This is a genomic window from Sutcliffiella sp. FSL R7-0096 (genome assembly GCF_038595065.1).
Classification (GTDB): domain Bacteria; phylum Bacillota; class Bacilli; order Bacillales; family Bacillaceae_I; genus Sutcliffiella_A.
On the sequence record NZ_CP152003.1, the window covers coordinates 1,120,832 to 1,146,793 of the forward strand.

The 25,962-nt window shown below is 42.4% G+C and carries 24 protein-coding genes; 15 read left to right on the top strand and 9 right to left on the bottom strand.

Features of this window, described 5'->3' with window-relative positions:
• The first annotated feature begins 14 nt into the window (after positions 1 to 14).
• On the top strand, positions 15 to 221 hold the full coding sequence (locus tag MKY77_RS05710; RefSeq protein WP_339149316.1) for a twin-arginine translocase TatA/TatE family subunit: 207 nt from the start codon (positions 15 to 17) through the stop codon (positions 219 to 221).
• Between the two features lie 71 nt (positions 222 to 292).
• Positions 293 to 1,030, top strand: a complete 738-nt coding sequence (gene tatC, locus MKY77_RS05715) for a twin-arginine translocase subunit TatC (RefSeq protein ID WP_339149317.1) — start codon at positions 293 to 295, stop codon at positions 1,028 to 1,030.
• 276 nt (positions 1,031 to 1,306) lie between these two features.
• On the opposite strand, the gene MKY77_RS05720 is transcribed toward tatC, so the two are convergent.
• Positions 1,307 to 1,891 (bottom strand): VWA domain-containing protein, encoded by a 585-nt coding sequence (locus MKY77_RS05720; protein ID WP_339149318.1) that lies wholly within the window; start codon positions 1,889 to 1,891, stop codon positions 1,307 to 1,309.
• A gap of 85 nt (positions 1,892 to 1,976) precedes the next feature.
• On the opposite strand from MKY77_RS05720, the gene MKY77_RS05725 reads away from it, so the two are divergent.
• The 6 genes from MKY77_RS05725 to MKY77_RS05750 all read left to right on the top strand — a co-directional run bounded on the left by MKY77_RS05725 (position 1,977) and on the right by MKY77_RS05750 (position 11,595).
• On the top strand, positions 1,977 to 2,483 hold the full coding sequence (locus MKY77_RS05725; RefSeq protein WP_339149319.1) for a hypothetical protein: 507 nt from the start codon (positions 1,977 to 1,979) through the stop codon (positions 2,481 to 2,483).
• A gap of 103 nt (positions 2,484 to 2,586) precedes the next feature.
• Complete coding sequence (locus MKY77_RS05730) at positions 2,587 to 5,739, top strand: DEAD/DEAH box helicase (RefSeq protein ID WP_339149320.1); 3,153 nt, start codon at positions 2,587 to 2,589, stop codon at positions 5,737 to 5,739.
• A 19-nt stretch (positions 5,740 to 5,758) separates the two neighbouring features.
• Entirely contained in the window at positions 5,759 to 6,478 is a 720-nt protein-coding gene (locus MKY77_RS05735; RefSeq protein WP_339149321.1) for a DUF2161 family putative PD-(D/E)XK-type phosphodiesterase, read from the top strand.
• A gap of 388 nt (positions 6,479 to 6,866) precedes the next feature.
• On the top strand, positions 6,867 to 7,478 hold the full coding sequence (locus MKY77_RS05740; RefSeq protein ID WP_342515674.1) for a metal-dependent hydrolase: 612 nt from the start codon (positions 6,867 to 6,869) through the stop codon (positions 7,476 to 7,478).
• A 185-nt stretch (positions 7,479 to 7,663) separates the two neighbouring features.
• On the top strand, positions 7,664 to 10,465 hold the full coding sequence (locus MKY77_RS05745) for an ATP-binding protein (RefSeq protein WP_339149323.1): 2,802 nt from the start codon (positions 7,664 to 7,666) through the stop codon (positions 10,463 to 10,465).
• A gap of 311 nt (positions 10,466 to 10,776) precedes the next feature.
• Complete coding sequence (locus MKY77_RS05750; RefSeq protein WP_339149324.1) at positions 10,777 to 11,595, top strand: protein-glutamate O-methyltransferase CheR; 819 nt, start codon at positions 10,777 to 10,779, stop codon at positions 11,593 to 11,595.
• 338 nt (positions 11,596 to 11,933) lie between these two features.
• On the opposite strand, the gene MKY77_RS05755 is transcribed toward MKY77_RS05750, so the two are convergent.
• Positions 11,934 to 13,076: a fused response regulator/phosphatase gene (locus MKY77_RS05755; RefSeq protein ID WP_339149325.1), complete on the bottom strand. Its 1,143-nt coding sequence runs from the start codon at positions 13,074 to 13,076 to the stop codon at positions 11,934 to 11,936.
• A 215-nt stretch (positions 13,077 to 13,291) separates the two neighbouring features.
• On the opposite strand from MKY77_RS05755, the gene MKY77_RS05760 reads away from it, so the two are divergent.
• The 4 genes from MKY77_RS05760 to nhaC all read left to right on the top strand — a co-directional run bounded on the left by MKY77_RS05760 (position 13,292) and on the right by nhaC (position 17,288).
• On the top strand, positions 13,292 to 14,038 hold the full coding sequence (locus MKY77_RS05760; protein ID WP_339149326.1) for a YqcI/YcgG family protein: 747 nt from the start codon (positions 13,292 to 13,294) through the stop codon (positions 14,036 to 14,038).
• A gap of 312 nt (positions 14,039 to 14,350) precedes the next feature.
• Positions 14,351 to 15,481, top strand: coding sequence for a histidine kinase N-terminal domain-containing protein (locus MKY77_RS05765; RefSeq protein WP_339149327.1), 1,131 nt, complete (start codon positions 14,351 to 14,353; stop codon positions 15,479 to 15,481).
• A 162-nt stretch (positions 15,482 to 15,643) separates the two neighbouring features.
• Complete coding sequence (locus MKY77_RS05770; protein ID WP_342515675.1) at positions 15,644 to 15,787, top strand: hypothetical protein; 144 nt, start codon at positions 15,644 to 15,646, stop codon at positions 15,785 to 15,787.
• Between the two features lie 100 nt (positions 15,788 to 15,887).
• Positions 15,888 to 17,288 carry a Na+/H+ antiporter NhaC gene (gene nhaC / locus MKY77_RS05775; protein ID WP_339149329.1) on the top strand — a complete coding sequence of 467 codons (1,401 nt, stop codon included), beginning with the start codon at positions 15,888 to 15,890 and terminating at the stop codon, positions 17,286 to 17,288.
• 60 nt (positions 17,289 to 17,348) lie between these two features.
• On the opposite strand, the gene MKY77_RS05780 is transcribed toward nhaC, so the two are convergent.
• A complete protein-coding gene (locus tag MKY77_RS05780; protein ID WP_339149330.1) occupies positions 17,349 to 18,857 on the bottom strand; it encodes a gluconokinase in 1,509 nt (502 codons plus the stop codon).
• Positions 18,858 to 19,392: 535 nt separating this feature from the next.
• Here MKY77_RS05780 and MKY77_RS05785 point away from each other — a divergent pair.
• Both MKY77_RS05785 and MKY77_RS05790 read left to right on the top strand, forming a co-directional pair.
• Positions 19,393 to 19,923, top strand: a complete 531-nt coding sequence (locus MKY77_RS05785) for a DoxX family membrane protein (RefSeq protein WP_339149331.1) — start codon at positions 19,393 to 19,395, stop codon at positions 19,921 to 19,923.
• A 142-nt stretch (positions 19,924 to 20,065) separates the two neighbouring features.
• Positions 20,066 to 20,254 (top strand): hypothetical protein, encoded by a 189-nt coding sequence (locus MKY77_RS05790; RefSeq protein ID WP_339149332.1) that lies wholly within the window; start codon positions 20,066 to 20,068, stop codon positions 20,252 to 20,254.
• 58 nt (positions 20,255 to 20,312) lie between these two features.
• Here MKY77_RS05790 and MKY77_RS05795 read toward each other — a convergent pair whose 3' ends face one another.
• The 5 genes from MKY77_RS05795 to MKY77_RS05815 all read right to left on the bottom strand — a co-directional run bounded on the left by MKY77_RS05795 (position 20,313) and on the right by MKY77_RS05815 (position 23,991).
• Positions 20,313 to 20,510 (bottom strand): YfhD family protein, encoded by a 198-nt coding sequence (locus MKY77_RS05795; protein ID WP_339149333.1) that lies wholly within the window; start codon positions 20,508 to 20,510, stop codon positions 20,313 to 20,315.
• 392 nt (positions 20,511 to 20,902) lie between these two features.
• Complete coding sequence (locus MKY77_RS05800) at positions 20,903 to 21,025, bottom strand: YfhE family protein (RefSeq protein WP_226683280.1); 123 nt, start codon at positions 21,023 to 21,025, stop codon at positions 20,903 to 20,905.
• Between the two features lie 103 nt (positions 21,026 to 21,128).
• Positions 21,129 to 21,692, bottom strand: coding sequence for a GNAT family protein (locus tag MKY77_RS05805; RefSeq protein WP_339149334.1), 564 nt, complete (start codon positions 21,690 to 21,692; stop codon positions 21,129 to 21,131).
• Positions 21,693 to 21,926: 234 nt separating this feature from the next.
• A complete protein-coding gene (locus tag MKY77_RS05810) occupies positions 21,927 to 23,054 on the bottom strand; it encodes an amidohydrolase (RefSeq protein ID WP_339149335.1) in 1,128 nt (375 codons plus the stop codon).
• A gap of 25 nt (positions 23,055 to 23,079) precedes the next feature.
• Positions 23,080 to 23,991 carry a TIGR01777 family oxidoreductase gene (locus MKY77_RS05815; RefSeq protein ID WP_339149336.1) on the bottom strand — a complete coding sequence of 304 codons (912 nt, stop codon included), beginning with the start codon at positions 23,989 to 23,991 and terminating at the stop codon, positions 23,080 to 23,082.
• Between the two features lie 107 nt (positions 23,992 to 24,098).
• Here MKY77_RS05815 and recX point away from each other — a divergent pair, with 107 nt between their 5' ends.
• Positions 24,099 to 24,893, top strand: coding sequence for a recombination regulator RecX (gene recX / locus MKY77_RS05820; RefSeq protein WP_339149337.1), 795 nt, complete (start codon positions 24,099 to 24,101; stop codon positions 24,891 to 24,893).
• 369 nt (positions 24,894 to 25,262) lie between these two features.
• Here the strand turns inward: recX and MKY77_RS05825 are convergent, their stop codons facing one another.
• Positions 25,263 to 25,922 (bottom strand): SDR family oxidoreductase, encoded by a 660-nt coding sequence (locus tag MKY77_RS05825; RefSeq protein ID WP_339149338.1) that lies wholly within the window; start codon positions 25,920 to 25,922, stop codon positions 25,263 to 25,265.
• Positions 25,923 to 25,962 lie beyond the last annotated feature (40 nt).

Below are 25,962 nucleotides of genomic sequence, written 5' to 3' on the forward strand. Positions count from 1 at the left end.
GGAGGAATGACAACATGTTGTCTAACATTGGAATACCAGGCCTTATTCTGGTTTTAGTAATTGCGCTGATCATATTTGGTCCATCCAAACTACCTGAGATTGGTAGAGCACTCGGTCAGACACTCAGAGAGTTTAAGCGTTCCACAAATGAAATCATGTCAGATGAAACGAGTAAGCAAGAAGAGCAAGAAAATAAAACTGTTCAAAAAGAAGTAGTGTAAAAGAAGTATAGAGGGTGCAGGTGATGAATCTGCATCCTTTGATTCATTCTCTAGTAAGTGAGGTGTAAGGCTTGGAAAACAGTGATTTTCGGCTCGTTGATCACTTGGAGGAGCTCAGGGGCAGAATTATCTATGTTCTAGCTGTATTTGTTCTGACATTGATTGGAGCATTTGTATTTGTAAATGATATCTATGCGTTTCTTGTAAAAGACCTCCCGGAAAAGCTTGCTGTCTTGGGTCCGGGTGACATTTTGTGGGTTTATTTTAATATTGCAAGTGTGTTTGCCCTTGCCATCACTATTCCTTTTGCAGCTTATCAAATTTGGCTCTTTGTGCGTCCTGCGCTTAGTAAAAAAGAAAGAAAAGTGACTCTGGCTTATATTCCTGCTTTATTTCTTTTTTTCCTATCAGGTATAAGCTTTGGATATTTCATCTTATTTCCGATTATATTAAAGTTTCTGGTTTCCTTGGCAGATGGGATATTTGAGGTCTTTTATACAACGGAAAAGTATTTTCAATTTTTGATACAAATGACACTTCCATTCGGTTTTCTTTTTGAAATACCTGTTGTCATTATGTTCTTAACGAGTCTTGGAATCATTACTCCTTACATTCTCAAGAAGTTTCGAAAATATGCTTATTTCTTTTTGATTGTCATATCGGTTCTTATCACACCGCCTGATTTTCTGTCAGATATTCTTGTCATCATCCCTTTAATTCTCTTATATGAATGCAGCATAACGTTTTCCAAAATTGTTTGGAAGCGAAGGGAGTCTAAGATAAGGGAAGCCGGAAATATTCAAGTATAGCCATCCAGTCTTCTAATGGAAGACTGGATGTCAGACTGTTGACAAACTATAAACTAATTAGGTTATCTGTTGGAAGAGTTGATCTTCGTTCCAGGAGCTTCGCTTTCCGCGGGCAGTCCGGAAGCCTCGTCGGGCTACGCCCTGCGGGGTCTTCCATGTCCTTTCCTCCCGCAGGAGTCTTCGCTCCTTCCACTGCGATCAACTAGAGAATTTCATTATTTTAAGCTTTGTCTACACACTGCCATCCAGTCTTCTAATGGAAGACTGGATGTTTCTTTAATTCACGCGCTTCTCTGAAATTATTTCACATACGGAGTCATACATAATCTCAACACCTTTTTCGGTTGCTTCAAATTGGTAGGCATGTTCTTTGTTGATGCCCAAGCTATCTGCTTCTTTGACCACATCAATATTCGCTCCCATGAAAAGAAACTGCCAGCTGTATTTTTCCTGTTGATGGCGGATCAGTTCTTTTACCCTTGAATAGGAAAACTCCATACTCGAGTTTTCCATTCCGTCTGTTGTGATGACGAAAATCACATTCTTCGGTCTGAGAGCCTCAGGTGTCTTCGATAATCGGCTCCCTACATCGATTATGGTTTTTCCGACCGCATCCAAAAGGGAGGTGGAGCCCCTTACATAATAGTCCTCTCTCGTTAAGTTAACGCTTTTCGCATCCACTCCGTTCCACAAGACTTCCACCTCGTCATCAAACAGAACCGTGGTGACTACCGTTTCTCCTGCATGCTGGCATTGCCTCTCCAGAAAGGAGTTAAAGCCTCCGATTGTGTCCCTTTCCAAGCCTGACATCGACCCGCTCCTGTCCAATAGGAAAATTATCTCCGTTACGTTTTTATTCATTTTCATCATCCTCCTTCATGCTATAATAATAGCTAATAATATCCATAAAATGGTCGCTTCGAAAGCGACATTTGGAGGTGGGGAAATGCTCGATAAAAAGTTATGGTTGGAGCTGCAGGAATATATTTGGACGCATCAGAATGAAGATATTCTGGAAGTCAGGGAATCCATCTTGTACAAAGAAGCTCCAATTCTACAGGAAGATAGCGAAGTGTTGGAGCTTGAGGAGTTCATAAAGAACAATAGAAGACCAACCCTTCAACAAGTATTGTTTGAGTATATCGACCGAAAAGGGGTGAAGGATTCAATCATCTATAAAAAAGCTGGCATGGATAGGAAGCACTTTTCAAAAATCCGCTCTAATGCTGATTACAGGCCCAAAAAGACAACGGTGGTTTCCCTAGCCTTTGCTTTGGAGCTTGATGGAGAGGAAACGGAGGACTTGTTGGGAGTTGCAGGCTATTCCTTGTCAGGAAGCGACACGTACGATCTTGTGATCCGGTTCTTTTTGGAGAAGAGGATACATGATCTTGACAGAGTGAACGATGCCTTAGATGAGATGAAATTGAAAACTTTGGGCGGGATGCAATAAAAGGGGGAACACAGCTTGCTAACCTGGTAAGCTGTGCTTTTTAATGTGTGTTACAATCTTTATTAGAGTAAGAATCCCCCCCTTTTGAAAGGAGAAAACCTCAATGGAAATTAACATTAATCAAAAACTTATCCAAGAACGATGTGGCTCTGTCTCCTTTAAAAGTGGGGAGGCTTTTCGACGAGCCGATAAAGTGAAGATACATACATATACGGATCGGGAATGTGAGGCGACTGTATCAGCGACAGAGGACTTTCATATTGTCATCACCGCAGAGGGGGAGGGGAACTTTCACGCTGAATGTTCTTGTCCTAAATTGGCTTCTATTAGAAAGGAATGTCAGCATATTGCCGCAGTTCTTCTTACCATCCTTGAGCATCAAAAACTGGAGGATTCCTCGACCCAAGCTCTTTCGGATGAAGTGCTCCGTTTGTTTCAAAGTAAGCCTAACGTAATCAGCGGCCATCAGCGTCATTTTGAAAAAAGGGAAGTTCTAAACTTGTCTTTTATCATTAAACCGGTTTTGCTGGAAGACGGCAGGAACGTTCTTGGAATTGATTTGAAGGTGGAAGATAAGCCGGTTATAGACATTCGCGAATTTTTGCTTGCGGTGAGGAAAGGGGAGGCTAGTTCACTGTTCAACCCTGCACGACAATGTTTTAAAAGGGAAGCAGATGAAGTTATCCAAAGGCTAATTGACATTCTCCATGACGAAAGAGCTTATCAGGAAAAGTTGGGTGATCATCTGCAATCCTTCATCATTCCTCCCTCCAGCTTCCACAGATTGGAGCCTATACTTTCTAACGCACCTGATACCCGTTTGCTTCATGGTGGCAGAACATTTAATGACTTTAAACTGTCAAAGGAGCCGCTTTCCTTAGAGTTTCTTTTTACAGAGGAAGTTGGGAAAGGGTTCTTGTTGAAAGTAAAAGGACTTGAGAGCTTAGAGGTTCTCCCGGCTTACCAAGCTGTATTGAAAAATGGGAAGCTCCTAACCCTTCCAACGGAGGATTGTCGTCGTCTAAGTGAATTGCAAAGGATGCTTGAGGCATCAAGGACAAACCATATTCCTATCGCTACTGATCAGGTTCAAGTTTTCCTCGACAAGGTGGTACCTGGCTTGAGAAAGCTCGGAAAAGTGGAGCTGGATGAATCGGTGACAAAAAAGATAGCCAAGGCGCCGTTGATTGCAAAGCTCTATCTGGACAGGGTGAAAAACCGCCTGCTTGCAAGTATGGAATTCCATTATGAACAGGTGGTCATCAATCCGTTGGATCCGAGAGAGCAGCGGGGGAACGCGATGTTTATCCGGGACCGGGATAAAGAACAGATGATCCTGGAATTAATGGAAGACAGTGAATTCGGCAGTACCGAAGAGGGGTATTTCCTGCATAATGAAGAGCTGGAATATGAGTTCCTTTATCATAAGCTGCCAACATTGCAACGGTTTGTACAGGTGTACGCAACCACTGCGGTAAGGAATCGGATATTCAGAGAAAATGCCAAGCCCCAAATTCGTGTGCGTGTAAAAAAAGAGCGGACCAACTGGCTGGAATTCAAGTTTGAGTTGGATGGAATCCCGGAATCCCAGATCAGGGAGCTGTTAGGGGCATTGGAGGAAAAACGAAAGTATTACCGCTTAAAGAATGGGTCATTGCTCTCCTTGGAAACAAGGGAATTCGAGGAGATTCAGCGGTTCCTACAGGCAAATCCAGTGCAGGCAGAGGATCTCGAGCTGGGGTTGAATGTTCCTATTATTAAAGGCTTTAAGATGATGGATTCTGTAATTGGAGACGACGTGTTCTCCCTTGAGGATTCCTTCCGGAAGTTCTTGGAGGAGATCCGGAACCCGAGCAGTGAAAACATCCAGGTTCCCAAGCAAGTGGATGCAATTTTACGGGATTATCAGAAGCATGGTTTCAGATGGATGAAAACTCTGGCCCATTACGGGTTCGGTGGAATATTGGCAGATGATATGGGACTTGGGAAGACTTTGCAGAGTATTGCCTTTATCTTATCAGAGCTTACAGATATTCGGCAGAAGAAATGTCCGGTCTTGATTGTCTGTCCTTCCTCTTTAACCTACAACTGGCTTAGTGAACTAAGGAAGTTTGCGCCAGAGATCGAAGCGTTGATTGTGGATGGAACACGCAAAGAACGAGAATATGCTCTTGCACAGTTAAAACAAGTGGATGTGGTCATCACGTCGTACCCATTGTTACGACGTGATATATCCTCCTTTGCATCACAAATGTTTCATACAATCTTTTTTGATGAAGCCCAAGCGTTCAAAAATCCCATCACCCAGACGGCCCGTTCCGTGAAAAGGTTGGAAGCGGACTATAAATTTGCTTTGACCGGTACACCTGTAGAGAATTCTTTGGAAGAACTCTGGTCCATTTTCCACGTAGTCTTCCCTGAATTGTTTATGGGCTTGAAGGAATACAGTAATCTTACACGGAAATCGATTGCAAGGCGGATCCGTCCCTTCCTTCTGAGGAGGGTAAAGGAGGATGTGCTGGCGGAGTTGCCGGAGAAACAGGAAAGCTTAGAGTCAGTAGAGCTTTTACCTGAGCAGAAAAAGCTTTATGCAGCCTATCTTGCCAAGCTTCGTCATGATACATTGAAACACCTGAACAAGGATACGTTGAGGAAAAATAAGATCCGGATATTGGCTGGACTGACGAGGCTTCGTCAGATCTGTTGCCATCCGACCCTTTTTGTAAATGGTTATAAGGGGCGCTCTGCAAAATTCGAGATGCTCCTGCAGCTGATTGAAGAATCCCGGCGGTCAGGCAGAAGGGTACTGATATTTTCCCAATTCACGAAAATGCTGGAACTGATAGGTAGGGAACTTACCTATCAGGGTCTACCCTACTTTTACCTCGATGGTCAAACCCCATCGGAAGAAAGGGTGGAGCGGTGTGAACGGTTCAACTCGGGAGAACGGGACTTTTTCTTGATCTCATTGAAGGCTGGAGGAACGGGGCTGAATCTGACTGGTGCCGATACCGTCATCCTTTATGATCTCTGGTGGAATCCGGCGGTGGAGGAGCAGGCGGCTGACCGAGCACACCGGATGGGACAAACCCAGACGGTACAGGTGATTAAGCTTGTGGCACGTGGGACGATTGAAGAAAAGATGAATGAATTACAAGATAAAAAGAAGCATTTGATAGAGGAAATAATAGACCATGATGAGAAAGTGTCGACATCTTTGACGGATGAGGATATACGGGAGATTCTTTCCATTTAGGTTAGGTTGGTGTATGTGCATGGCAGAAAAGAAAAAAATGTATGAAGTGGACCTTTATAAGCCCATACAAAAGTATTTTGTCAAAGAGGGCTATGATGTATATGGGGAAGTGAACGACTGCGATATCGCGATGGTGAAAGGTGATGCTGTAGTAGTGGTGGAGCTTAAGCTGACGCTGAATGTACAACTGCTTATTCAGGCCACCAAGCGCCAGAAGCTTACCGACCTCGTGTATATCGCGATTCCGAAGCCATCGTTCAGCAGGCGTTCGAAGCGTTGGACAGACTTATGTCATCTGATCAAGCGTCTTGAGTTGGGCTTGATCATCGTGTCATTCAGCGGGCGAGGTAAGCGCGTGGAAGTAATGTTTGATCCTGTCCCATTTGACCGCGCGCGTAGTATGCGCCAGAATAAGCGGAAGCGTGACGCATTGATGAAAGAGATGGATGGACGTTCATCTGATGTCAATCTCGGTGGCAGCAATCGGGTGAAAATCAGGACTGCCTATAAAGAAAACTGCGTACAGATTGCGTGCTTTTTAGAGAAGTTCGGTCCACTGTCGCCAAAGGCTTTGCGGGAGCTTGGAACAGGAGAGAAGACCTCTTCCATTTTGACGAAAAACTATTACCGGTGGTTTGATCGGGTGAAGCGCGGGTCATATGTGATCAGTGAAAGGGGCAAAAGGGAGCTTTTGGAGCATCAGGAGCTTGTGGAGTACTTTTTGAAGAAAATAAAGTGAGTGGAAGACTTTCCTGCACTATTTGGTGTTGGGAGAGTCTTTTGATATGTAAATTGGTTGATCGGAGGCTCTATATTAGGAGGATGGTAGATTCCAAGGGACAGGTATGAAGGGCTGAAAAAAGAGGGGAATCGGAATCGGGCGATACGTAGGTGCATTCGGGCGCTTTACATATTCTACTACCATGTAAGCGGAAAATGAACTGAGAACCCCCATCCCCGAGACACCTCCATGTCAAACCCCATCCCGCACAATCAGGACTTTTGCCCCTGAACAGAACAAATGTTTTCCTGTAGAATAGCTAAAATGTGATGTTGATTTCTGCGGCACTCTGATGTCAGGAAACATAAAATGCACGAACAATTCAAACTGTAGAGGTGACAACAACATGAATGGTACTGCGCACGCAGCAATAGGAGCAGCAACTGGATTTGCTGTAGCCAACTCTTTGCAGACAACCCCAACTACCACCCTGATTTTAGTCAGTCTAGGAACGGTATCAGCCCTTGTGCCAGACCTTGATATTGATGGGAAACTTCGTGGGCGCATAACGTTATCCCACACTGTAACGAGGACGATTGCCCAAATAATAGGAACGATGATGATTCTTTACAGTCTATATGAAGGAACGATAGAGGAAAAATTGCGAGGTGTGGGAATAGGGGCCCTCATGATCATTATATCTTCTCTCATCAAGCAGAAGCATATGTTGACCATTACGGGAGCAGGTGTGTCCTTGCAGGAGTTATGGATGATACTGTTCGGCGTCTATATCATAATAGCATCGCTAGTGTCCCATAGGAGTTATACCCATTCCCTGATTGGCGTAATTTTCTTTGGTTACATAGCTTTGAAGCTTGAACACTCTTTATCTATTGATGGTGTTTTCTATACATGCCTTTTTGCATATATTAGCCACTTGATAGCTGATATAAAACTCCTGCCTTTCAATAAAAGAGGAATTAAACTATTCCTTCCTATTTCGTCAAAGGAAATATGATTTAAAACGGGATTCTCATCTTCTAGTACGAAGAGAGGCCCTTTTTTTGTTATCTCTTCATTTTTAAATAATAATTTACTTAACAGAGCATCCATGCTCGACCATGGTTTCAACTTACTGGTATAATCAATCTAGATACTTATGCACGTTTTCAGCATCACAAACTAAAGAAAGTAGGAGTTGCGGTGAGCTTTAGAAAAAAACAATTTGTCGGGTTGGGGATAACGGTATTCTTTCTAGTACTGCTATTATCAGTGATTCTATTTATGACCAATTCCATGAAGACAAATATGCTGGAAATAGTAGAAGACAGGTATTACAAGGTCAATAAGGCGACAGATATCAGGCAGTTGTTCTATGAAACGGACAGGCAGTTGTTATTTGTCACAAATAGAAGTGATGGAGAGAATATTGAGTCAAACCTGACAAATATAGCTGAAAATAGGGAAGCTGTTAGAAACAATATCATAGAATTAGAATCTGTCCTAGATAGAAATGAGACCAAATTATTATTGAGTAAAATCCAAGAAGGATATAACTCGTACTGGATAATGGAACAGGAAATCATTTCTCAGATCAATGAGGGTGCAAGCACTGGTGAATTGCAAGGTATCTACACATCACAACTAGATACGAGAGCAGAACTTTTACAAAATATATCAGAGTTTAAAACGTTGCAGGAGTCTCTCATGCAGGAAACTATGGGAGAGGCGAACCAAACTTATCAAACTCTTGTTGTCATTCTGATATCTGCAGTCCTTTTATCGCTGATTGTCATCGTTTCAACAACCCTTTGGGTGATTAGAAGCACCAACAAACGTTTGGATGAAGTGAAGGATGGTATCAAAGGGATAAATTATGATGACCTTTCCACTTTGCCAAGATTAAGTACCGGTATTAAAGATGAGATAGGGGAGATTTCTGTAGCCTTTAATACGATGGCAAGCTCCATTGAATCCTATCATGTGAAAGAAAAGCAGTTTACAGAGGAAATAGGCAGACAGAACTGGGTACAAACGAACTCTGCAGATATCATTAATCTTTATCATCGTAATGTATCTACCGATTCATTAGCAGAAAAGTTCATAGCCACGTTGACACCTTTAATGGATGCGAAACTTGGGGCTTTCTATCTGTTGGATGGAGAAAGTGGAAAAGGGGCGACTTTTAAAAAGGTTGCCACTTATGCAGATGGAGCAGAAGATGTTGGAGGAGACGCATATAAGCTTCGTGAAGGCCTGGTTGGCCAATGTGCCTGGGATAAAAAAGCGATTTTACTAGAAGAATTGCCGGAGAATTATTCCGTTGTCACTACAGGCTTAGGGCATATTAAACCAAAAAGCATTATTATTGCTCCTGTCATTATCAAGGATGAAGTCATCGCCGTCATTGAGATGGCGACATTATCCGAATTCACAAAGACACACCGTCAGCTTTTAAATAAAGTGCTCGAAACGCTCGGAATTGCGATCACGAACATTCTGGGACGGATGGAAGTGGAGCGTTTATTATTAGAATCCCAAGCGCAAACAGAAGAATTGCAATCTCAATCAGAAGAATTACAGGCCCAATCAGAAGAACTTCAAACGCAATCTGAGGAATTGCGCATGATCAATGAGCAGTTAGAAGAGCGTTCACGTGATGCGGAACAGAAATCCGCCGATCTTCAAAAGGCGAAAACAGAGCTTGAGGAAAAAGCGAAACAGCTTCAACTCAGTTCCAAATATAAATCGGAATTCCTGGCGAATATGTCTCATGAACTACGCACTCCACTGAATAGTATATTACTTCTATCAGAGATGCTTGCTGAAGATCCAGAAGACCAACTGACAGATGAACAAAGGGAGTTCTCCCGAGTCATTAATTCTTCCGGTCAAGATCTGCTTAACTTGATAAATGATATTTTGGATCTTTCCAAAGTGGAAGTGAAGAAGCTGGAAGTGATGTTTGGAGAAGTGAATGTAGAGGAGTTCATCAACCGTTTGGAACTGCAATTCACCCATATCGCCAAGCATAAAAAGATAGATTACGAGATTATTCGCGGCAATCAGCTACCGGATGTATTTTTCACAGACGAACAGCGCCTTCAACAAATAGTAAAGAACCTGTTATCCAACGCCTTCAAGTTTACGGAAAAAGGAAAAGTGACCGTGAAGATTGAAAAGGCTCCAAAAAGAGATCTTTTAAAAGCCAATGTTTCTGTACAAGCGGAAAGCTGGTTGAAAATCTCAGTGGAAGATACGGGAATAGGGATCTCCAAGGAAAAGCAGTCCCTAATTTTTGAAGCCTTCCATCAAGGGGATGGAGCAACCATGAGAAAGTACGGTGGCACAGGGCTTGGACTTTCCATTTCCAAAGAATTCTCGAACCTGTTGGGTGGAAGGGTCTTTGTGGAAAGTGAAGAAGGGGAAGGGAGTGTATTCACATTACTTATCCCTAGTCTGCCGGAAGGAATGCCTCAAATGAAAGAAGTCGAGGCAGCTTGGCAGGAAGTGGCATCAACTACAGAAACGGATCTGATTGAGGAAGAAAATATGGTTCTGAAAATGGCGGGGAAGAAAGAAGCCGTACAGCCTGAGCCCTTAGAAGAGCCGGATACTTCTAATATTCTAAAAGGGAAGACTGTTGTAGTAGTGGACGATGATCACCGAAATGTTTATGCTCTTAATAATGCATTGAACAAAGAGGATATGAACATATTGACTGCAGAGAACGGGTTGCAGTGTCTGGATATCCTCCATGAAAACGAGCATGTAGATATTATTCTTATGGATATCATGATGCCAGTCATGGATGGTTATAAAGCCATTAAAACGATACGAAACCTTGAAAAACATAAAGACGTTCCAATCATTGCCCTTACAGCAAAAGCGATGAAAGGTGACCGAGAGAAATGCCTAGAGGTGGGAGCTTCTGATTACATCAGCAAACCACTTAAATTGGATCAACTTTTATCCGCGATGCGCGTTTGGGTAGCAAAACATTAGGCTATAGACAAAAGGGACGGTTACGACTCGTTGGACGCGAGTAGATGTCCCCTTCCATGTAGGCTGTTTTCGTAAACTTTGTTGCTTTTTCGTACTTACGAAACTAACGTTAGATTCCTTATATTCGTGCTCTTTTCCCTGTAGAGCTAAATGTATTACATGTATATGTTAGAGTATGTAAGCAGTGAAAAGTCCAATTACCGACTTTTCTAGTAAAAAGTCCAACTGCCGACTTTTTACTAGTGAATAGCAACAATCTTTGATAAAAGAGCCATTTTGTAAGATTTGAGATTTTGGAGGCAGGATTACCAGTGGACAAGCATGACTTGGAACTAGATTTATTCTTAACCGCAGTTTATCGGCTTTCGGGATTTGATTTTAGAAAATATATGAAGTCTTCCATCATGAGAAGAGTGGAAAATAGATTAAGGCTAGAAGGATTGAAAAATATCAGTCAGCTGACAGAACAAATCATTCATCATGAAGTGTATTTGAAAAAAGTATTAGATGACTTCTCCATCAATGTGACAGAGATGTTCCGTGATCCTTCCTTTTTCTTGTCTTTTCGCGAAAAAGTGATTCCACTTTTGAAGGAAATGCCGGAAATAAGAGTGTGGCACGCAGGCTGTTCATCTGGAGAAGAAGCTTATTCAATGGCTATCTTACTGGAAGAGGAAGGTTTGAGTCATAAGTCAAAGATATACGCAACGGACATGAATGAGAAGATACTGGAGAAGGCAGGAAAAGGAATAATCCCCCTTTCCAAAATGAAAACTTATACAAAAAATTATATGCAAGCTGGCGGAAAGACTGCCTTTTCGGAGTATTATCATTCCGATCATCAGTTTGCCTATATTAACGATGAATTATTGAATAGAATCGTGTTTGCACAGCATAATTTGGTGACAGACCGTTCCTTTAATGAGTTTCATATCATCATATGTCGGAATGTATTAATCTATTTTAATTTGGAATTGCAGCATAATGTGATTGAATTGTTTCAGGAGAGTTTGGGGGCTAGAGGCTTTCTTGGTCTTGGAAGTAAGGAAGCTTTACGTCTTGATGCACATCCGGGATTTGAAGAGTTCGATCTTTATGATAAGATATACCGAAAAAAAGCGGAAAGCTAGGATATTATCCTGGCTCTCCGCTTTTTTCATACGCTATGCGGTTGATTTCATTCACCTATAGAAGAATGAAATGCCTTCCTACATTAAGGAACCTAAAATAGCCGTTAACCTAACTTACTTACGAATTTCAGCTGTGGATTGGAGCAAATGGCGGAGACTCCTCGAAAATGCTACGCATTTTCTTCGTGCGATGATTCGCTTCCGTAGCCTTCCTTGTCCTACGGGGGAGTAGCGGCAATGTTGAGACCCCGCAACGCAGTGAGGAGGCCCCTTAGGATAAGCTCAGCCATTTGTGGAAAGGAACAGCGGCGATTAATCAATCGCCCTGTTTTTCTTGTTCACCTTGCCTGTATGAGGACTACACACATATCATCAGATGCTTCTGCTTGGGTTTCTTCGGGCAAAACCAAATGAATAGGTTCTGGAATGTTTGGCAGATCCCAAAGCTTAGAGGCAGATTTGATAAACTGCGGATATTGGTTCATGCCAACCTTCTCCATTGTTTCCACCACCCCGTCCGTATAAAGCATGATTTGAACGGAATCCTCGTAGGAGATGGATGTTTTCGTAATATCCACCTTTTCAAAAAAACCAAGTGCACAAGTACGGTTGGAAAGCTCTACAACTTCGCCTTCATCGACTAGGGCAAAGCCTGCCGGATGACCTGCGTTGACGTATTCCAACGTCTTTTCTTCTGTATCTATCACCAGGTAGATAGCAGTAAAATAATACGGAATCTGTTGATTGCGTAAATTCAATGCATGCATCCAACGGTTCAATTCGCTAATAACAAATCCAGGATCTGCACACCCTCGGATGGAGTCACGCAAAACCGAAGAAATGAACATGCAGACCAGGGAAGCCGAGATTCCGTGTCCCATCATATCCAAGAGGATGACCGCATATCTCGATTTATCAATCTTATACCAATAATACATATCACCTGCTAGTTTATAGGCAGGTATGTAGGATGCTTTCACGGTGAATTGCTCATCAAAAATCGGTTCGGATAAAAGGCTGTTCTGGACTTGTTGGGAAAGATCCAATTGATTTCTTATCTTTTCAGCCTGTTTCTTATTCTTATCTTTTTCTTGTTTCAACCTAAGGACGACCCGTATCCGTGCAAGTAGTTCCGTTTTATTGATCGGTTTCATCACATAATCCAATCCACCTGCATCCAATGCTTCCGCCACTTTATTGGAATCTTCCAATGCCGTGACAAATATGACAGGGATATCTTTCAGATGGGGGACCATCTGAAGCGTACGGCAGGCCTCAATTCCATCTATCTCTGGCATCATAATATCCATCAAAATGATGTCGACGGGCATTCTAGGTGATGAGGGATTATCCACGTTTAAGTAATCAAACATCTCTTTGGCGGAAGTGAAGGATAAATATTCTTTATAGCCCGCCCTTTTCAAAATGTTCTCTATGACAAACAAATTGACCTGGTTATCATCCACAATTAAAATGCCCATTTCTGTTTTTCTCCTCTATGTATATGAAATAGTAAACAATCTTATTGTTAATACCCCTAAGGGAACGAGATGAAACACGAATAACGAAACTTTTTTAAATCTAATCTTATTGTAACTCTTAAGTATAAGAGAGTACATTCATTATGTTTTGACATTACTTATTAAGGGTATTTTCCAAGTTATGAAGATTAATAATTTCATTAAGAGGTGATTGCATGGAGACAGCAGTTCGTACAACAAAGGGAAAATTGCTGACAAAAGAAGAGATGACCAATCCTGAAATAGTCCCTGAATGGGTGATAAGGGAATATACGAATTTCCGGAGTGTGGTAACGGATAAGACGTTTCCTTGCTACTTTGGCATGAGTGCAGAGAAAAAAGGAGAGCTGCGTTATTCTTATATAACACATGACAACTGGACACATCTCCCGGAAACTTTACGTGATTTTCAAGCACTATTCGATGAAGGGAAACCACTAGTCCGTCACGGCCTTTTTCTGTTTGTGGAACCTGAAACGGAGGAAAAGCAAATCCCTTATTATCGTGAGTATTTCTGGGACATTCTACAGTTTTTACATATGAAAGATGATAAACCGTGGCCAAAGGATTATCCTACAGATCCTGATCACCATTTATGGGCATTCTCTTTTTCCGATGAACCATATTTCGTATTCGGTAATGCTCCTGCCTATAAACAAAGGAAAACAAGGGATCTTGGTAGCAGCCTTATCCTTGGCTTCCAACCACGACGTATTTTTGAAGGACTCGAAGGAACTTCTAAAGGTGGCATAATGTCCCGCGAGAAAGTAAGGGAACGAGTGGAAAAGTGGGATAACCTTCCTACCCACCCGAATATCAGCCATTATGGAGATCCGAACCATCGGGAGTGGAAGCAATATTTCATCGGGGACGATGTAAAACCGATAGAAGGAAAATGTCCATTTTCCTTTATGAAAAAATAAGACTAGACCCAAACCCATACACCCTGACTAACTGTGCCAATAGCATAGGAGTCAGGTTATTTTTTTGGAGAAGGCTGTATTCGTAAACATTGTTGCTTTTACGTATGAGTAGGTAAACTGTAAAAAGTCCCATTGCCGACTTTTTACTAGTGAGTAGCAACAATCTTTGAGAAAAGAGCTTTGGAGAAAGATCAGCAATCCTTAACCTAAAAACAGTAGCTTCATAGGAAAGAAGTTTCATATCATTTTAAATTTTCTGGTATGATAGAAATAGAGTGATTGCGAAAAAACAAGTTGAAGGTGGCTGGCAAAATGGAGGCTTCTGAGAAACTCACACTGTACTTAGAAGAAAATCATGAGCAATTTATCCAAAATTGGAGAAATAAAAGTGTAATATCGGAGAATGACCTATATAAAGAAGAAGTCATCCGTAACGGAAGGCAAATGTACCAGCTGGTCAAAAAAGCGATCAAAGAGCCGCTGACCGAAGAAGAAATCACCATGCTGGCAAACAAGACGGCCCAGGAGCGGGTGCAGGCAAATGTTAACATCAGTGAATTTGTCTACAATGTGAATACCGGCAGAAGTGAAGTCGTCAAGTGGGTATGGAAATCGGGGATACCTAGTAAGGAGCTGCAGCCTTTCATTGATCAAATCAATGATCTATTTGACCAATTTTCCTATTTGGCAGTACGAAAATATACGCAAATAAAAGAACAACAGCTGGAAGAAAAGGAATTGTACATTAACCAGACTCATAAGGAGCGCCTAACGATATTAGGACAAATGAGCTCAAGTTTTGTTCATGAATTCCGAAACCCTTTGACTTCTGTTATCGGCTTTACAAGACTTTTGCAGAATGAACTTCCGGATCATCCGTATTTGGAAATCATGCGACATGAACTGGATCAGCTAAATTATCGTATATCGCAATTTCTCCATGTGTCTAGGAAGGAATTAATTGAAAGTAAGAGAGAAGAGGTCAATCTGTCTTTTCTTTTGCAGGAACTGGTGGAATTCTTATATCCGAGTTTATTGGATGGGGATGTCGTCATTCATTTGGATATCGATCCCACAATCAGTCTGTTTGCCAATAAGGATGAACTTAGGCAGGTCTGTTTGAATCTCATCATCAATTCCATTGATGCGCTTCAACAAATGAAAGATAAAGTAAGGACGATAGAGGTTGTTTGTGTAGAAAAGGGGAATGTGATGGAGCTATCCATTACCAATAACGGGCCGAAGATCGGGGAGGATTCGATACATGCCATTTTCGAGCCATTTTTCACCACGAAGGATCTCGGGACGGGAATCGGCCTTTATATCTGTAAAAAACTGATTGAAAAGCATGACGGGGAGATTTATTGCAAATCAAATGAAGAGCAGACAAGTTTCATTCTCAGAATGCCAGCAAAAACGATAGAACACGAGAAATCCTCTTAAGCATTTTAGCTTGGGGATTTTTTTGTTGTTGACATTTGGTGAATTATATATTAAATTATAAATAATACTTTAACACCTAAAAGCGTTTAAGCGTTTAAGTGTGTTAGTGAAATTGTTTGGTTGGAGCAGAGTGGAGCATAGAAAATTAATAGTTTGATAGCCTTGTATAAAGTAGTCGGCGTATTTGCAGCAGGTAGAGACTGGGTGGTTGGTGAAAACCCAGGCGGAGCGGGGGATGAAATACAGTACATATTTTCAACAGGCTATTCTTTAGATGAGTGGGCAAGCGTTCAGTTTGCCAATTAGGGTGGTACCGCGGAGCTTCTTCGTCCCTTGTTTTTAGGGATGAAGGGGCTTTTTTGGTGCACATTAACAACAAGCGCAATCAACTATTGGGGGGAACATCATGGAGCAGCAAGTACAGAAGGATCAATTAAACATCAGTGGAATTGCGGCTCTTGGCTTGGTTGTAAGCATAATAGCTATTATATCTATTTCATTATTCATTTTTGAAGCAGAGCCGCATATTCCTATTTTTGCAAGCATTGTGGTATTAATATTATTTTCATTAGTAAAAAGACAGTCGTGGGAATTTATTGAGACTGGCATAAAAAACGGCTTGAAGGAAGGGCTCATCCCAATTCTTTTATTTATATTAATTGGTATCCTGATTGGGGTCTGGATGCTATCAGGGACGATCCCGACGTTCATCTACTATGGCGGGCAGCTCATTTCTGCGAGTCTATTTCTGCCGAGCGTGTTTATCATCACGGCTATTATCGGGATTAGTATTGGGAGTTCATTTACAACTACCGCTACGGTCGGTGTGGCATTTATCGCACTTGGTACAGGGATGGGCTTCAATCCGGCTATCGTGGCTGGTGCCATCATTTCTGGAGCACTTTTAGGCGATAAGATGTCACCTCTATCGGATACCACCAACATTGCGTCGGCAGTCTGTAAGGTGGACTTATTTGAACATATCCGTCATATGTTATGGACAACCATTCCGGCTGCTATCATCTGCCTTGTTGTATTCAGTTTTATGAGCAGTGGGGCAAGCGGCGGATCTGTTGGGAAGTTTGCGGATTTGCCAGCTGTTCTGAAGGCGGAAGGTCTTGTGAGTATCTGGGCTTTGTTACCTGCCGTTGTCATGTTCGGAGTGGCATTGAAACGCGTACCGGCAATCTTTGTCATGATGGTGGGGATCATTACAGGTTCGGCGATGGCGTTTATCCTGCAACCGGGAATCAGCATTGCCCAGCTGATGGATGTTATGCAAAACGGCTACACAGGAGCCACTGGAGATGAAGCGATGGACAGCATTCTATCCCAAGGTGGCATTCAAAAAATGATGTGGTCGGTTTCCTTGGTCTTATTGACACTAAGCATGGGTGGTTTGATTCAGCAACTGCGAGTGATGGACCGGATACTAGTAATGATACAGAGATTCGTCTCTTCAACAGGGAAGCTGATACTTGCGACAGTGGCTACCGCCATAGGTGTGAATGTTACAGTGGGTGAACAGTACATGTCGATAATTCTGACGGGACAGGGTTTTGAAAAGGAATATGAGAAGCAGGGCATTTCCTCTAAAAACCTTTCCAGGGTGTTGGAGGACGCAGGAACGGTCATCAATCCATTGATTCCGTATGGTGTCAGTGGTGTGTTCATGGCAGGGGTGCTTGGTGTGCCTGTATTGGATTACCTGCCATTCGCACTGTTCTGTTTGATCAGTCCGCTGTTGAGCTTGTTCTATGGGTTTACAGGGATCAGTATCAGGAAGAGAGAGCGTGTGGAAGGATAATAATGATAAAAGCGTGCAGGGTTGGTTGATAACCATTGCACGCTTTTTCTATACGTCTATTTAGTATTGCAACCTATCCATCTCGGCGAACAAGGGTTTATTTTTATTATAAAGCTCCCGGTAGATGTGGTAGTATTCTTCATATCTTTCTACATTCCTTACAATTGGCAGCACCTCGTGTTTGATAGGAATATACTGCTTGATCGCTTCTATGGAGTCAACCTCCCCTAGCGCGTACAGTCCAAGCCAAGCTGCTCCCCAGGCAGTAGCTTGCTGGCTATCAGGAACGGTGACGTTTTTTTTGAAAATATCTGCAGTCATTTGCACCCATAGAGGAGATTTCGCATAACTGCCGCTGATTATCAGTTTTTTCGTTGGTCCGGCCTTTTCATGGAGTGCCTCATGAATCTCATACATATTGAAGATGACACTTTCCATGACGCTACGAATCATATCTGCACTTGTATGGGAAAGAGTGAGCCCCATCCAACCCCCTTTTGCTTTGGCATTCCACTTGGGAGCCCGCTCCCCGTTCAGATAGGGAAGAAAAAATAATCCATTGGATCCTGCGCTTGATGTGGCGGCCAAAGCTTCAAGATCAGCGACTTCAATCGCCTCTTTCTTGGTTAAGGAAGAGAACTGCCTTGCAAGCCAGTGCATCAGAACAGCCCCATTATTGGTAGCACCACCTATGATATGACTCTCTTTTGTGAATGCATATTGAAATGTACGCTGTTCATAATCGGTCTTCTTTTCCTTAGTAAATCTGCGGAGTGCACCACTCGATCCAAGGGTCAATGCGGTCTCCCCGTCGTCAATCGCCCCAACTCCCATATTCGCAAGGACGCCGTCGCTTGAGCCGATTATTAGGGGAGTGGTAGTATGTAAAAGCAATTCTTTTGCCACTTCTGCATTTAATGGGCCAACCTCCTTCGTACATGGAACAATGCGAGAAAGCTGTGATGCGTTTATTCCCGCGATTGCCAGAGCGTCTTCTTCCCATTGTAATGTATGGATGTTAAAGAGTCCTGTTGCAGAGGCGATGGAATAATCCACTTGCCAAGTACCGGACCATTTGTATAAAATAAACTCCTTGATAGAAACAAAACGGGCCGCTTCATAGTAAGGTGTGTACTGATTTTCCTTCATCCAGACGAGCTTCACAAAGGGGGACATCGGGTGTATGGGAGTACCAGTCTGTTCATATATGTCCCGACCATAGGAATCTCTCATGATGGCTGCTTGTGGATAGCTTCTTCCATCCGACCAAATAATCATCGGCGAAATTGGTTCGTTTTGCTCGTTGATACAAATGAGACTATGCATGGCAGATGAGATGCAAAGGCCAGAGATGTCTGTAGCGGCAATATTTTTTTGGCTGATGGCAGTGGAGATAGCCAAACGTGCAGCCTTATCAATCTCTAAAGGATTCTGTTCTGAGTAGCCTAGTTTGGGATGGTAGGTGGAATAGGCACATTCATATTCTGAAACCACTTCCCCTTGTCTAGTGAAGATAACGGACTTAGTGGTGGAGGTGCCGATATCCAGACCAATAATATATTTGCTCATGAGTTACTACACATCACTTTCAGGAGTATATCTTTAGTTTAATCGTTGAGTGGAAATAATATCAATCAGTAAAATAACTTTGTGGAAAAGTCAGAATTATTCCAATATAGGTGCAAAGTAATGTAATTATCAGTATTTTCTGATACGAAAGTCATAGATTTTTGGAGTTGCCCACAACGTTAAACCTTGATATATAAGATATACACACATTTATCCACATTATCAACAGGTTGTAGGATTCTTATCCACAAAATGTTATTCACAATTAAATGTTTAATTTATATTGATATAACAGGAAATCGAGGATTTAACCACATTATCCACAATGTAATGGACAACTATTATTAACATAAAAAAATATTGCGAACAATTTGTGAACTCTATTGTAGATGATCGGAAAACAATGTATAGTAAAGATAGAAAGTAAGTGAAAAACTTCACAAACTTTCTAAAGTAATAAACAGCTAGCCGGCTAAATTTTTTTTACAGCTTATTGTGAAAAACTTCACAAACTAATCACTAGGAGGAAAAGATCATGAAATGGTTACGTGGACCGAAAATGGCAATCCTTTGGACAGTATTAAGAATTTGGTTGGGAGTACAATGGCTGAAGGCCGGCTTACCTAAAATAGGAACTTTTGATGCAGAAGGATTTTTACATGGAGCGATCGCAAAAGCGGAAGGAGCGCATCCGGCAGTACAAGGCTGGTACGCTGGATTCCTTGAGAATGTGGCACTGCCAAATGTCGGTTTGATCAACATCTTGATTCCATGGGGCGAAGTGTTGGTAGGTATTGCACTCATACTAGGTTTGGCAACATTACCGGCATTATTGGCGGGAGCATTTATGAACCTGAACTTCCTGTTGGCTGGTACAATAAGCACCAACCCAGTACTATATACAGCAGCAATATTGCTGATTGCAGCAGGTACGGCGGCGACTTTCTATGGACTTGATCGCTTTGCCATCAGATTCATGAAAGATAGATGGAACGCTCGAAAGATGAAGGATACACATGGCAACGATGGTAAAACAATAAACGATGGGCATGCGGCGGCGCAATAAGGATAAGAGCAAGTTGAGTGTGGGAAGTGTCGACAAGTAAGGTATTGTACAGAAAAAGACGCGTGAGATGAACGCGTCTTTTTTTGCGTTTAAAAGGAAAGAGTTGATTACAGAATATCTATAACAAAGGGAGGCGAATACGATGTTGTTTTGGGGGATTGTGTTGATCACTATTGTATCATTCTTGTTATTCGGCTTTCTATTGGATAGAAAAACCGATCGGTATAAATCCATGAGTGATAAGAAGGTCAAAGAGGGCATAGAAGGAATTAAAGATGAAACACAAAGGAAGGGTGGACCGCCTAATAATACGCATCAAATGGGTCCATGATTAAGGGGACATTCACGCCAGCCCAAGTGGGTTGCATTGCCTGTCCCCTCTGCGTTTCTTATTTAAAGTTATCCTTCTTACTATTCCGTTTAATTCCAGCTGCTGATGCGCGAGCTTGTGCTTCTAGGATTTCATTATCAGCATGCTGCTCGTTCGCGAATTCTGCATCCTGTGCAGCTTTTTTCATGTTCTTAGGTACCTGTGGAAGTGAGGCTTTATTTTTACCACCAGATTGATGTCCACGTGAACGTCCCATTCGAAACCCTCCTAAGAAAATGCGATAGACATAAGGTACAAGCATAGGTTCCTTTATGTCTTCTTGGATAGGTTAACCTGTGTCGGGGGTTGTGATGTGAGGTAGTTGCTGGATGGGATGATGGGGATGGGAAATTTGGGAGGAGGCTAAATAGGTAGCTGTTAGGTCTTTTGCGTTTAGCCCGTAATTATTATTTATCGCCCGATTAATTCCAAGACCCTCAAGTCAGCCAGTCGTCCAAGCACCCTAGTCTCCCCAAGCCTGCCCAGTCCGAAATCCCCCCGAGCACAGCGAATCCCGCCGCGTCCACCAAATCCCCCGAATCATTCATATCGGCCCCCATAAAAAACCTTCATCATGAACAATGAAGGTAATCATTTTCCCAATCAGTACTATCTACGTCTCTCCGTATATCCGCCAACTCGATCTGCCATTTTAAACTCGCGAGAATAGGTAACTTCCTGCGTTTTGCTCAACGTTGTCTTTGTCTTTTCACGACGCTTTTTATCATTCATCAAGAATCCCTCCTTATTATATGCATACCTCCATTCTTAGCTAAAATGTGGGAAAATATACTAAAAAGCGCCTGCTCCACAATGTAGGGCAGACGCAACGTTATTATGCTTCTTTCAAATGATGCTCTTCATGCAGTACTTCGTGACCTGTGCGCAGTTTGTATAGTGTATATTGATCTCGAGAGATTTCATATAGGTTATAGATATCTTCACCTGCGTTAATTTCATCTAGCAGGCTTTTGCGTGTTTCGTTCGCAAGGACTACATAAGGTAACTTTTCTGCCGCTCTTGTGGAGCGGACATTCACCTTGCGGATGCGCATGAAGATGGATTGAATATCGATTTCATAGAAAAGTTCCTCGAAGAATTGATCCTTGGCAGGCTGGTTGTAACCTTTGCCATGGTATGGTTTGCCTAGCCAAGTACCTAGGAAGCCGGCTCCGTCCTGTACGTCGAAAAGATTGATTGTTCCAATTGGAGTGCCCCATTCATCAAGAATGGTACGTGAAATCAATTCTCCGCGCTCTTCCGCTTCGATGGTTTGTTTTGTAAGAAAAAGAAACTCATCGTAGGAATACGCTTTATGACGCACAAAAGGGAAGACTTCAGGGTGCACCATTAACTCATAAAGAGTTTGAGATTCTTGGAAATCACGTTTTTTGAGCATGTCTAACCCTCCAATTGAGGGCAGAACTGTCACGTTGACGTGAAGACTGGCCCACCCTCGAAATTTTTTAAATTACAAAAAATTTCGGGGTGGGAATCGAACCCACTAGAACCAGTTAGACTGGTGGCGCACCATTTGCCTTCCCTAACATTTAAACACATTTGTTAGTTGATTTAATTTTTGTTTACCTTCGTATCATACTCGATTTCATTTAAAAAAGAAACAACTTTTTTGTTAATTTTTTTGGTAAATTATTTCACCGTCAACCATTGTCATGACTGGCTTTGCAAGGAATTGGAAGGGGTGGTGAGACCATAGTACCAAGTCGGCATCCTTCCCTGTTTCAATGCTCCCGACACGGGCCGAAATATTAAGGTTTTTTGCTGCAATAATCGTAATCCCTTCTAGTGCTTTTTGTTCGTCCAAGCCCTCGCGCACTGCCAAAGCCGCACACACATTCAAATACTGAACAGGTGTATATGGATGGTCTGTCGTGATGGAAACTTCGACTCCAGCCTCCGACAATGCCTGATACGTTTTCCAGTTTTTGTTTTTCAGTTCGATTTTTGATCTCCTTGTCATCGTCGGACCGACGCAGACTTTCATGTCTCGTCCTCGCAATTCGTTTGCGATCAGATGTCCTTCTGTACAATGCTCAATGGTAAACCGCAAATTGAATTCTTCTGCAAAACGAATGGCAGACATGATATCATCCGCCCTATGAGCGTGGATCCGAACTGGAATTTTCTGCTCAAGCGCCATTATAATAGGCTTTACCCGGAGATTTTCGGGATTGTCGTAATATTTTGCCTGATAAAAGGCTTCGCGCAGCATGCCCATGATTCCCATACGGGTAATGGAATCCTTATTGCCTTGACTATGAATCCGCTTCGGATTTTCCCCAAAAGCTACCTTCAATCCAGCGGTTTCTTGAATAATCATTTTGGAGATGTTCACACCATGGGTTTTGATTACGGAGGTGGTTCCTCCAATAACATTCGCACTGCCGGGCATAATGTGAACGGTCGTGATCCCATACTGGATTGCATCCTTAAACCCAGGATCAAAAGGGTGTACACCGTCAAGTGCACGGATATGTGGAGTAAGTGGCTCCACAGTTTCATTGGCGTCATTTCCGGCCCAGCCGGTTCCTTCATCATATAGACCGAGATGAGTGTGGACATCGATGAAACCTGGAAAGAGGTATTTTCCCTGACACTCTATCACTTTTCCATTTTCAGGTACCGTTAACCCTTTGCCAACCGACTTTATTTTTCCGTTTTCCGTCATCACATCTGCGTTATGGATTGGTGCGGATGTGATAGGGTAGACTGTTGCATTTCTGAACATCACTATATCCATAGAGATGACTCCTAGTTTTCTGTCATTACTTTGATTGTAATATGTCGGACAGAGCGTCATCAAGATGGGAATAAAAGAAATTATAGCCTTTTTCCTCTAATTTTTTCGGAAGCACCCGTTGACCCTCGAGGACGAGTACACTCATTTCGCCAAGAGCTGTTTTGAGGGCAAATCCAGGAGTCGGGAACCAGTGCGGTCGGCCCATGACCTTGCCAAGCGTCTTGCCGAAATCCTTCATTTGTTTAGGGGCAGGCGCGGTAACATTCACAGGCCCTACCACGCTTTTATTTTCAATGCTGAATGCAATGGCGCCGACAACATCTTTAATATGCACCCATGACATCCATTGTTCGCCAGAGCCGATCTTTCCGCCTACAAAAAACTTATAGGGCAACATCATCCTTGGGAGCGCTCCTTCTTCTTTATCTAGGACAATCCCAAATCTTGTGTAAACCGTGCGAACGCCTTCCGATTGTGCATGCTCGGCTTCCTTTTCCCATGCATAAACCGTGGAAGCCAGAAAATCAGATCCAGGTGTGGTATCCGCTTCCGTAAACGTCTCGGTTTCGGATGTCCCGTAATAGCCGATGGCGCTGGCATTTACCAGTACTTCCGGTTTACTTAGCATGGAAGCGATAATCCTGTTCATTTCTTTGGTGGAGGAGATGCGGCTTTCCATGATTTTTCGTTTCTGTTCTTCTGTCCAACGTCCGCTATTAATGGACTCACCGGCCAGATTGACGATGGCATCCACCCCATCTAATGTTTCCTCCGGGCTCGAGGAATCCTTCAGCCACTCCACATATGTCACATGATCCTTTTCCTTTTTATTCGAACTGTTTCGCGTTAAAATAAAGATGGTATGTCCTTTATCAATTAAATGGTCTGTCAGTGCTTGACCGACAAGCCCCGTACCGCCTGCAATGGCAATTTTCATCCATATCACCTCTCAAGAGAATTCTTATCTACTTATATTAGTTCTTTTCCCTAAATATCCTTTATTTAATACGAAGCAATGTGCTAAGGAATGGAGTGAAAGCGGTAATGAGCAAAATTACGAAAATTTCGGTGCAACAAAAGAATAAAGAGCGCTTCAATATTTTTTTGGACGGGGAATACGCATTTGCTGTGTATGAAGGGACTTTATTGAAGTTCCAGCTTGTAAAAGGCAAGGATTTGGACGAATTAGAGATTGAAGAAATTTTGTATAGTGACCAGATCAACAAAGCCTATAATACGGCTGTTCACTATCTATCCTTCAGAATGAGGACGGCAAAAGAAATCGAAGACTATTTGAAAGAGAAAGAATATGAACCCTTTGTCATAAAAGAAATCGTGGTCAAGCTTTTGGAGCAGGGATATCTGAACGACAGGGAGTTTGCCGTTGCATATGTTAGAACACAGGTAAACACTACCTTAAAGGGGCGGGGTGCCATCAAACAGGAGCTGTTGGAGAAGGGTTTGGAAAAAGGGATAATAGAAGAAACAGTCAAGACCGAGTATAGTGCGGAACAAGAGATTCAACATGCAGTCAAGCTTGTGATGAAATATGCTCCAAAATACAAGAAGGATTCTTTTAAGATAATGATCCAGAAAGTAGAGCAGGCTTTGGTGAGAAAGGGATATTCATTTTCTGTCATAAAAATTGCCATCGAGGAAGCGGAACTTGAGGAGGATACTTCAGAAGAGTGGGATGCATTGTCCAAGCACGCGGAGAAATATCAACGAAAGTACAACGGCTTGGATGATTATGAATATAAGATGAAAATGAAGGGAGCCCTTTATCGTAAAGGGTTTCCAATGGATATGATTGACAGGTGGTTGGAGGAAAATGAGTGAGGCTTAGCATGCTTGGAAGGTGAAGTGGTAGAAGTTTTAAGGATTGTTGTAGAAGTGAACTCGGGAAATGTAGAAGTAAGTTTGGGAAATGTAGAAGATTGCACTTAAAAGGTGTAATTTGAAGGCTTAATGGTAGAATTGCGGCTTGTCAGGTTTTTCTGTCAGAGAATGTTTTCGGCATTTATAAACAAACCGCTATATTCCGTGCTGTCGTGCTCTTTTCCTCCCTACACAAAAAAGCGTTCATGCCTTATATAGAGATTCTATGCAGTAAAAAGTCCAAGTGCCGACTTTTTAATCTTTGAGTAAAGAGCTTTCTGTAAGCACCATTTTGTGAGCTGTAAATCCAAACGGTGCTTACCGTCACCTTTATACCTGTATCTCAAGCTCTGCGTCCTTGCTTACTATAATTTCAGCCACCTTTCGCGGAGATTTCAATCTTGATTTGTCTTTTATGTGATCTGTCTCATTCCAGAATGGCGTATCCATGCCACCCATATAGGTTGCGATTACATGTATCTTGCCCTTAAGTTCCTTTTGTAGGCTTTCCGTAAAGCCGCGAACAGCGTACTTGCTGGCTACATAAACACTTTCATTTACTTTTCCTTTTTGTCCGGCAGTTGAAATTATGTTCATGATTTTCGGTTTTTCCTTCTCCAATAAGTGAGGGACCAGTTCTTTAGTCAAAAAGATGGTACCCAGTACGTTGGTTTGAATGGCCGTCTCTATTTCTTCATAATCCAATTCTGTCAACGGACCAAAGCATCCAGCGCCTGCATTGTTTACAAGATAATCGACGGAATGTTCTGCGGTGATTTGCCCTACTGCTTGTTTGACATCTTTTAAATTACTGATGTCCATTTGGTAAGCGAATGCTTTTCCTCTGGCAGAGTGGATTTCTTCTTTAACGGATTTAAGTAGATCCAGTCTTCTTCCTGTCAAAATGATGGTATGTCCTTGTTTGGCATAAGCTAAAGCTAGTTCCTTACCAAGGCCGGTCCCAGCACCTGTAATCAGTATTGTTTGCATTTGTATCACTCACTTTTCATAATAGCTTTTTGTAATCTTA

What these genes read in the sequence shown, in the direction of transcription:
- MKY77_RS05710 (WP_339149316.1), top strand. Translation starts at nt 15, where the DNA reads ATGTTGTCTAACATTGGAATACCAGGCCTTATTCTGGTTTTAGTAATT.
- MKY77_RS05720 (WP_339149318.1), bottom strand. Translation starts at nt 1,891, where the DNA reads ATGAATAAAAACGTAACGGAGATAATTTTCCTATTGGACAGGAGCGGG.
- MKY77_RS05725 (WP_339149319.1), top strand. Translation starts at nt 1,977, where the DNA reads ATGCTCGATAAAAAGTTATGGTTGGAGCTGCAGGAATATATTTGGACG.
- MKY77_RS05730 (WP_339149320.1), top strand. Translation starts at nt 2,587, where the DNA reads ATGGAAATTAACATTAATCAAAAACTTATCCAAGAACGATGTGGCTCT.
- MKY77_RS05735 (WP_339149321.1), top strand. Translation starts at nt 5,759, where the DNA reads ATGGCAGAAAAGAAAAAAATGTATGAAGTGGACCTTTATAAGCCCATA.
- MKY77_RS05740 (WP_342515674.1), top strand. Translation starts at nt 6,867, where the DNA reads ATGAATGGTACTGCGCACGCAGCAATAGGAGCAGCAACTGGATTTGCT.
- MKY77_RS05755 (WP_339149325.1), bottom strand. Translation starts at nt 13,076, where the DNA reads ATGGGCATTTTAATTGTGGATGATAACCAGGTCAATTTGTTTGTCATA.
- MKY77_RS05760 (WP_339149326.1), top strand. Translation starts at nt 13,292, where the DNA reads ATGGAGACAGCAGTTCGTACAACAAAGGGAAAATTGCTGACAAAAGAA.
- MKY77_RS05765 (WP_339149327.1), top strand. Translation starts at nt 14,351, where the DNA reads ATGGAGGCTTCTGAGAAACTCACACTGTACTTAGAAGAAAATCATGAG.
- nhaC (WP_339149329.1), top strand. Translation starts at nt 15,888, where the DNA reads ATGGAGCAGCAAGTACAGAAGGATCAATTAAACATCAGTGGAATTGCG.
- MKY77_RS05780 (WP_339149330.1), bottom strand. Translation starts at nt 18,857, where the DNA reads ATGAGCAAATATATTATTGGTCTGGATATCGGCACCTCCACCACTAAG.
- MKY77_RS05785 (WP_339149331.1), top strand. Translation starts at nt 19,393, where the DNA reads ATGAAATGGTTACGTGGACCGAAAATGGCAATCCTTTGGACAGTATTA.
- MKY77_RS05790 (WP_339149332.1), top strand. Translation starts at nt 20,066, where the DNA reads ATGTTGTTTTGGGGGATTGTGTTGATCACTATTGTATCATTCTTGTTA.
- MKY77_RS05795 (WP_339149333.1), bottom strand. Translation starts at nt 20,510, where the DNA reads ATGGGACGTTCACGTGGACATCAATCTGGTGGTAAAAATAAAGCCTCA.
- MKY77_RS05800 (WP_226683280.1), bottom strand. Translation starts at nt 21,025, where the DNA reads ATGAATGATAAAAAGCGTCGTGAAAAGACAAAGACAACGTTGAGCAAA.
- MKY77_RS05805 (WP_339149334.1), bottom strand. Translation starts at nt 21,692, where the DNA reads ATGCTCAAAAAACGTGATTTCCAAGAATCTCAAACTCTTTATGAGTTA.
- MKY77_RS05810 (WP_339149335.1), bottom strand. Translation starts at nt 23,054, where the DNA reads ATGGATATAGTGATGTTCAGAAATGCAACAGTCTACCCTATCACATCC.
- MKY77_RS05815 (WP_339149336.1), bottom strand. Translation starts at nt 23,991, where the DNA reads ATGAAAATTGCCATTGCAGGCGGTACGGGGCTTGTCGGTCAAGCACTG.
- recX (WP_339149337.1), top strand. Translation starts at nt 24,099, where the DNA reads ATGAGCAAAATTACGAAAATTTCGGTGCAACAAAAGAATAAAGAGCGC.
- MKY77_RS05825 (WP_339149338.1), bottom strand. Translation starts at nt 25,922, where the DNA reads ATGCAAACAATACTGATTACAGGTGCTGGGACCGGCCTTGGTAAGGAA.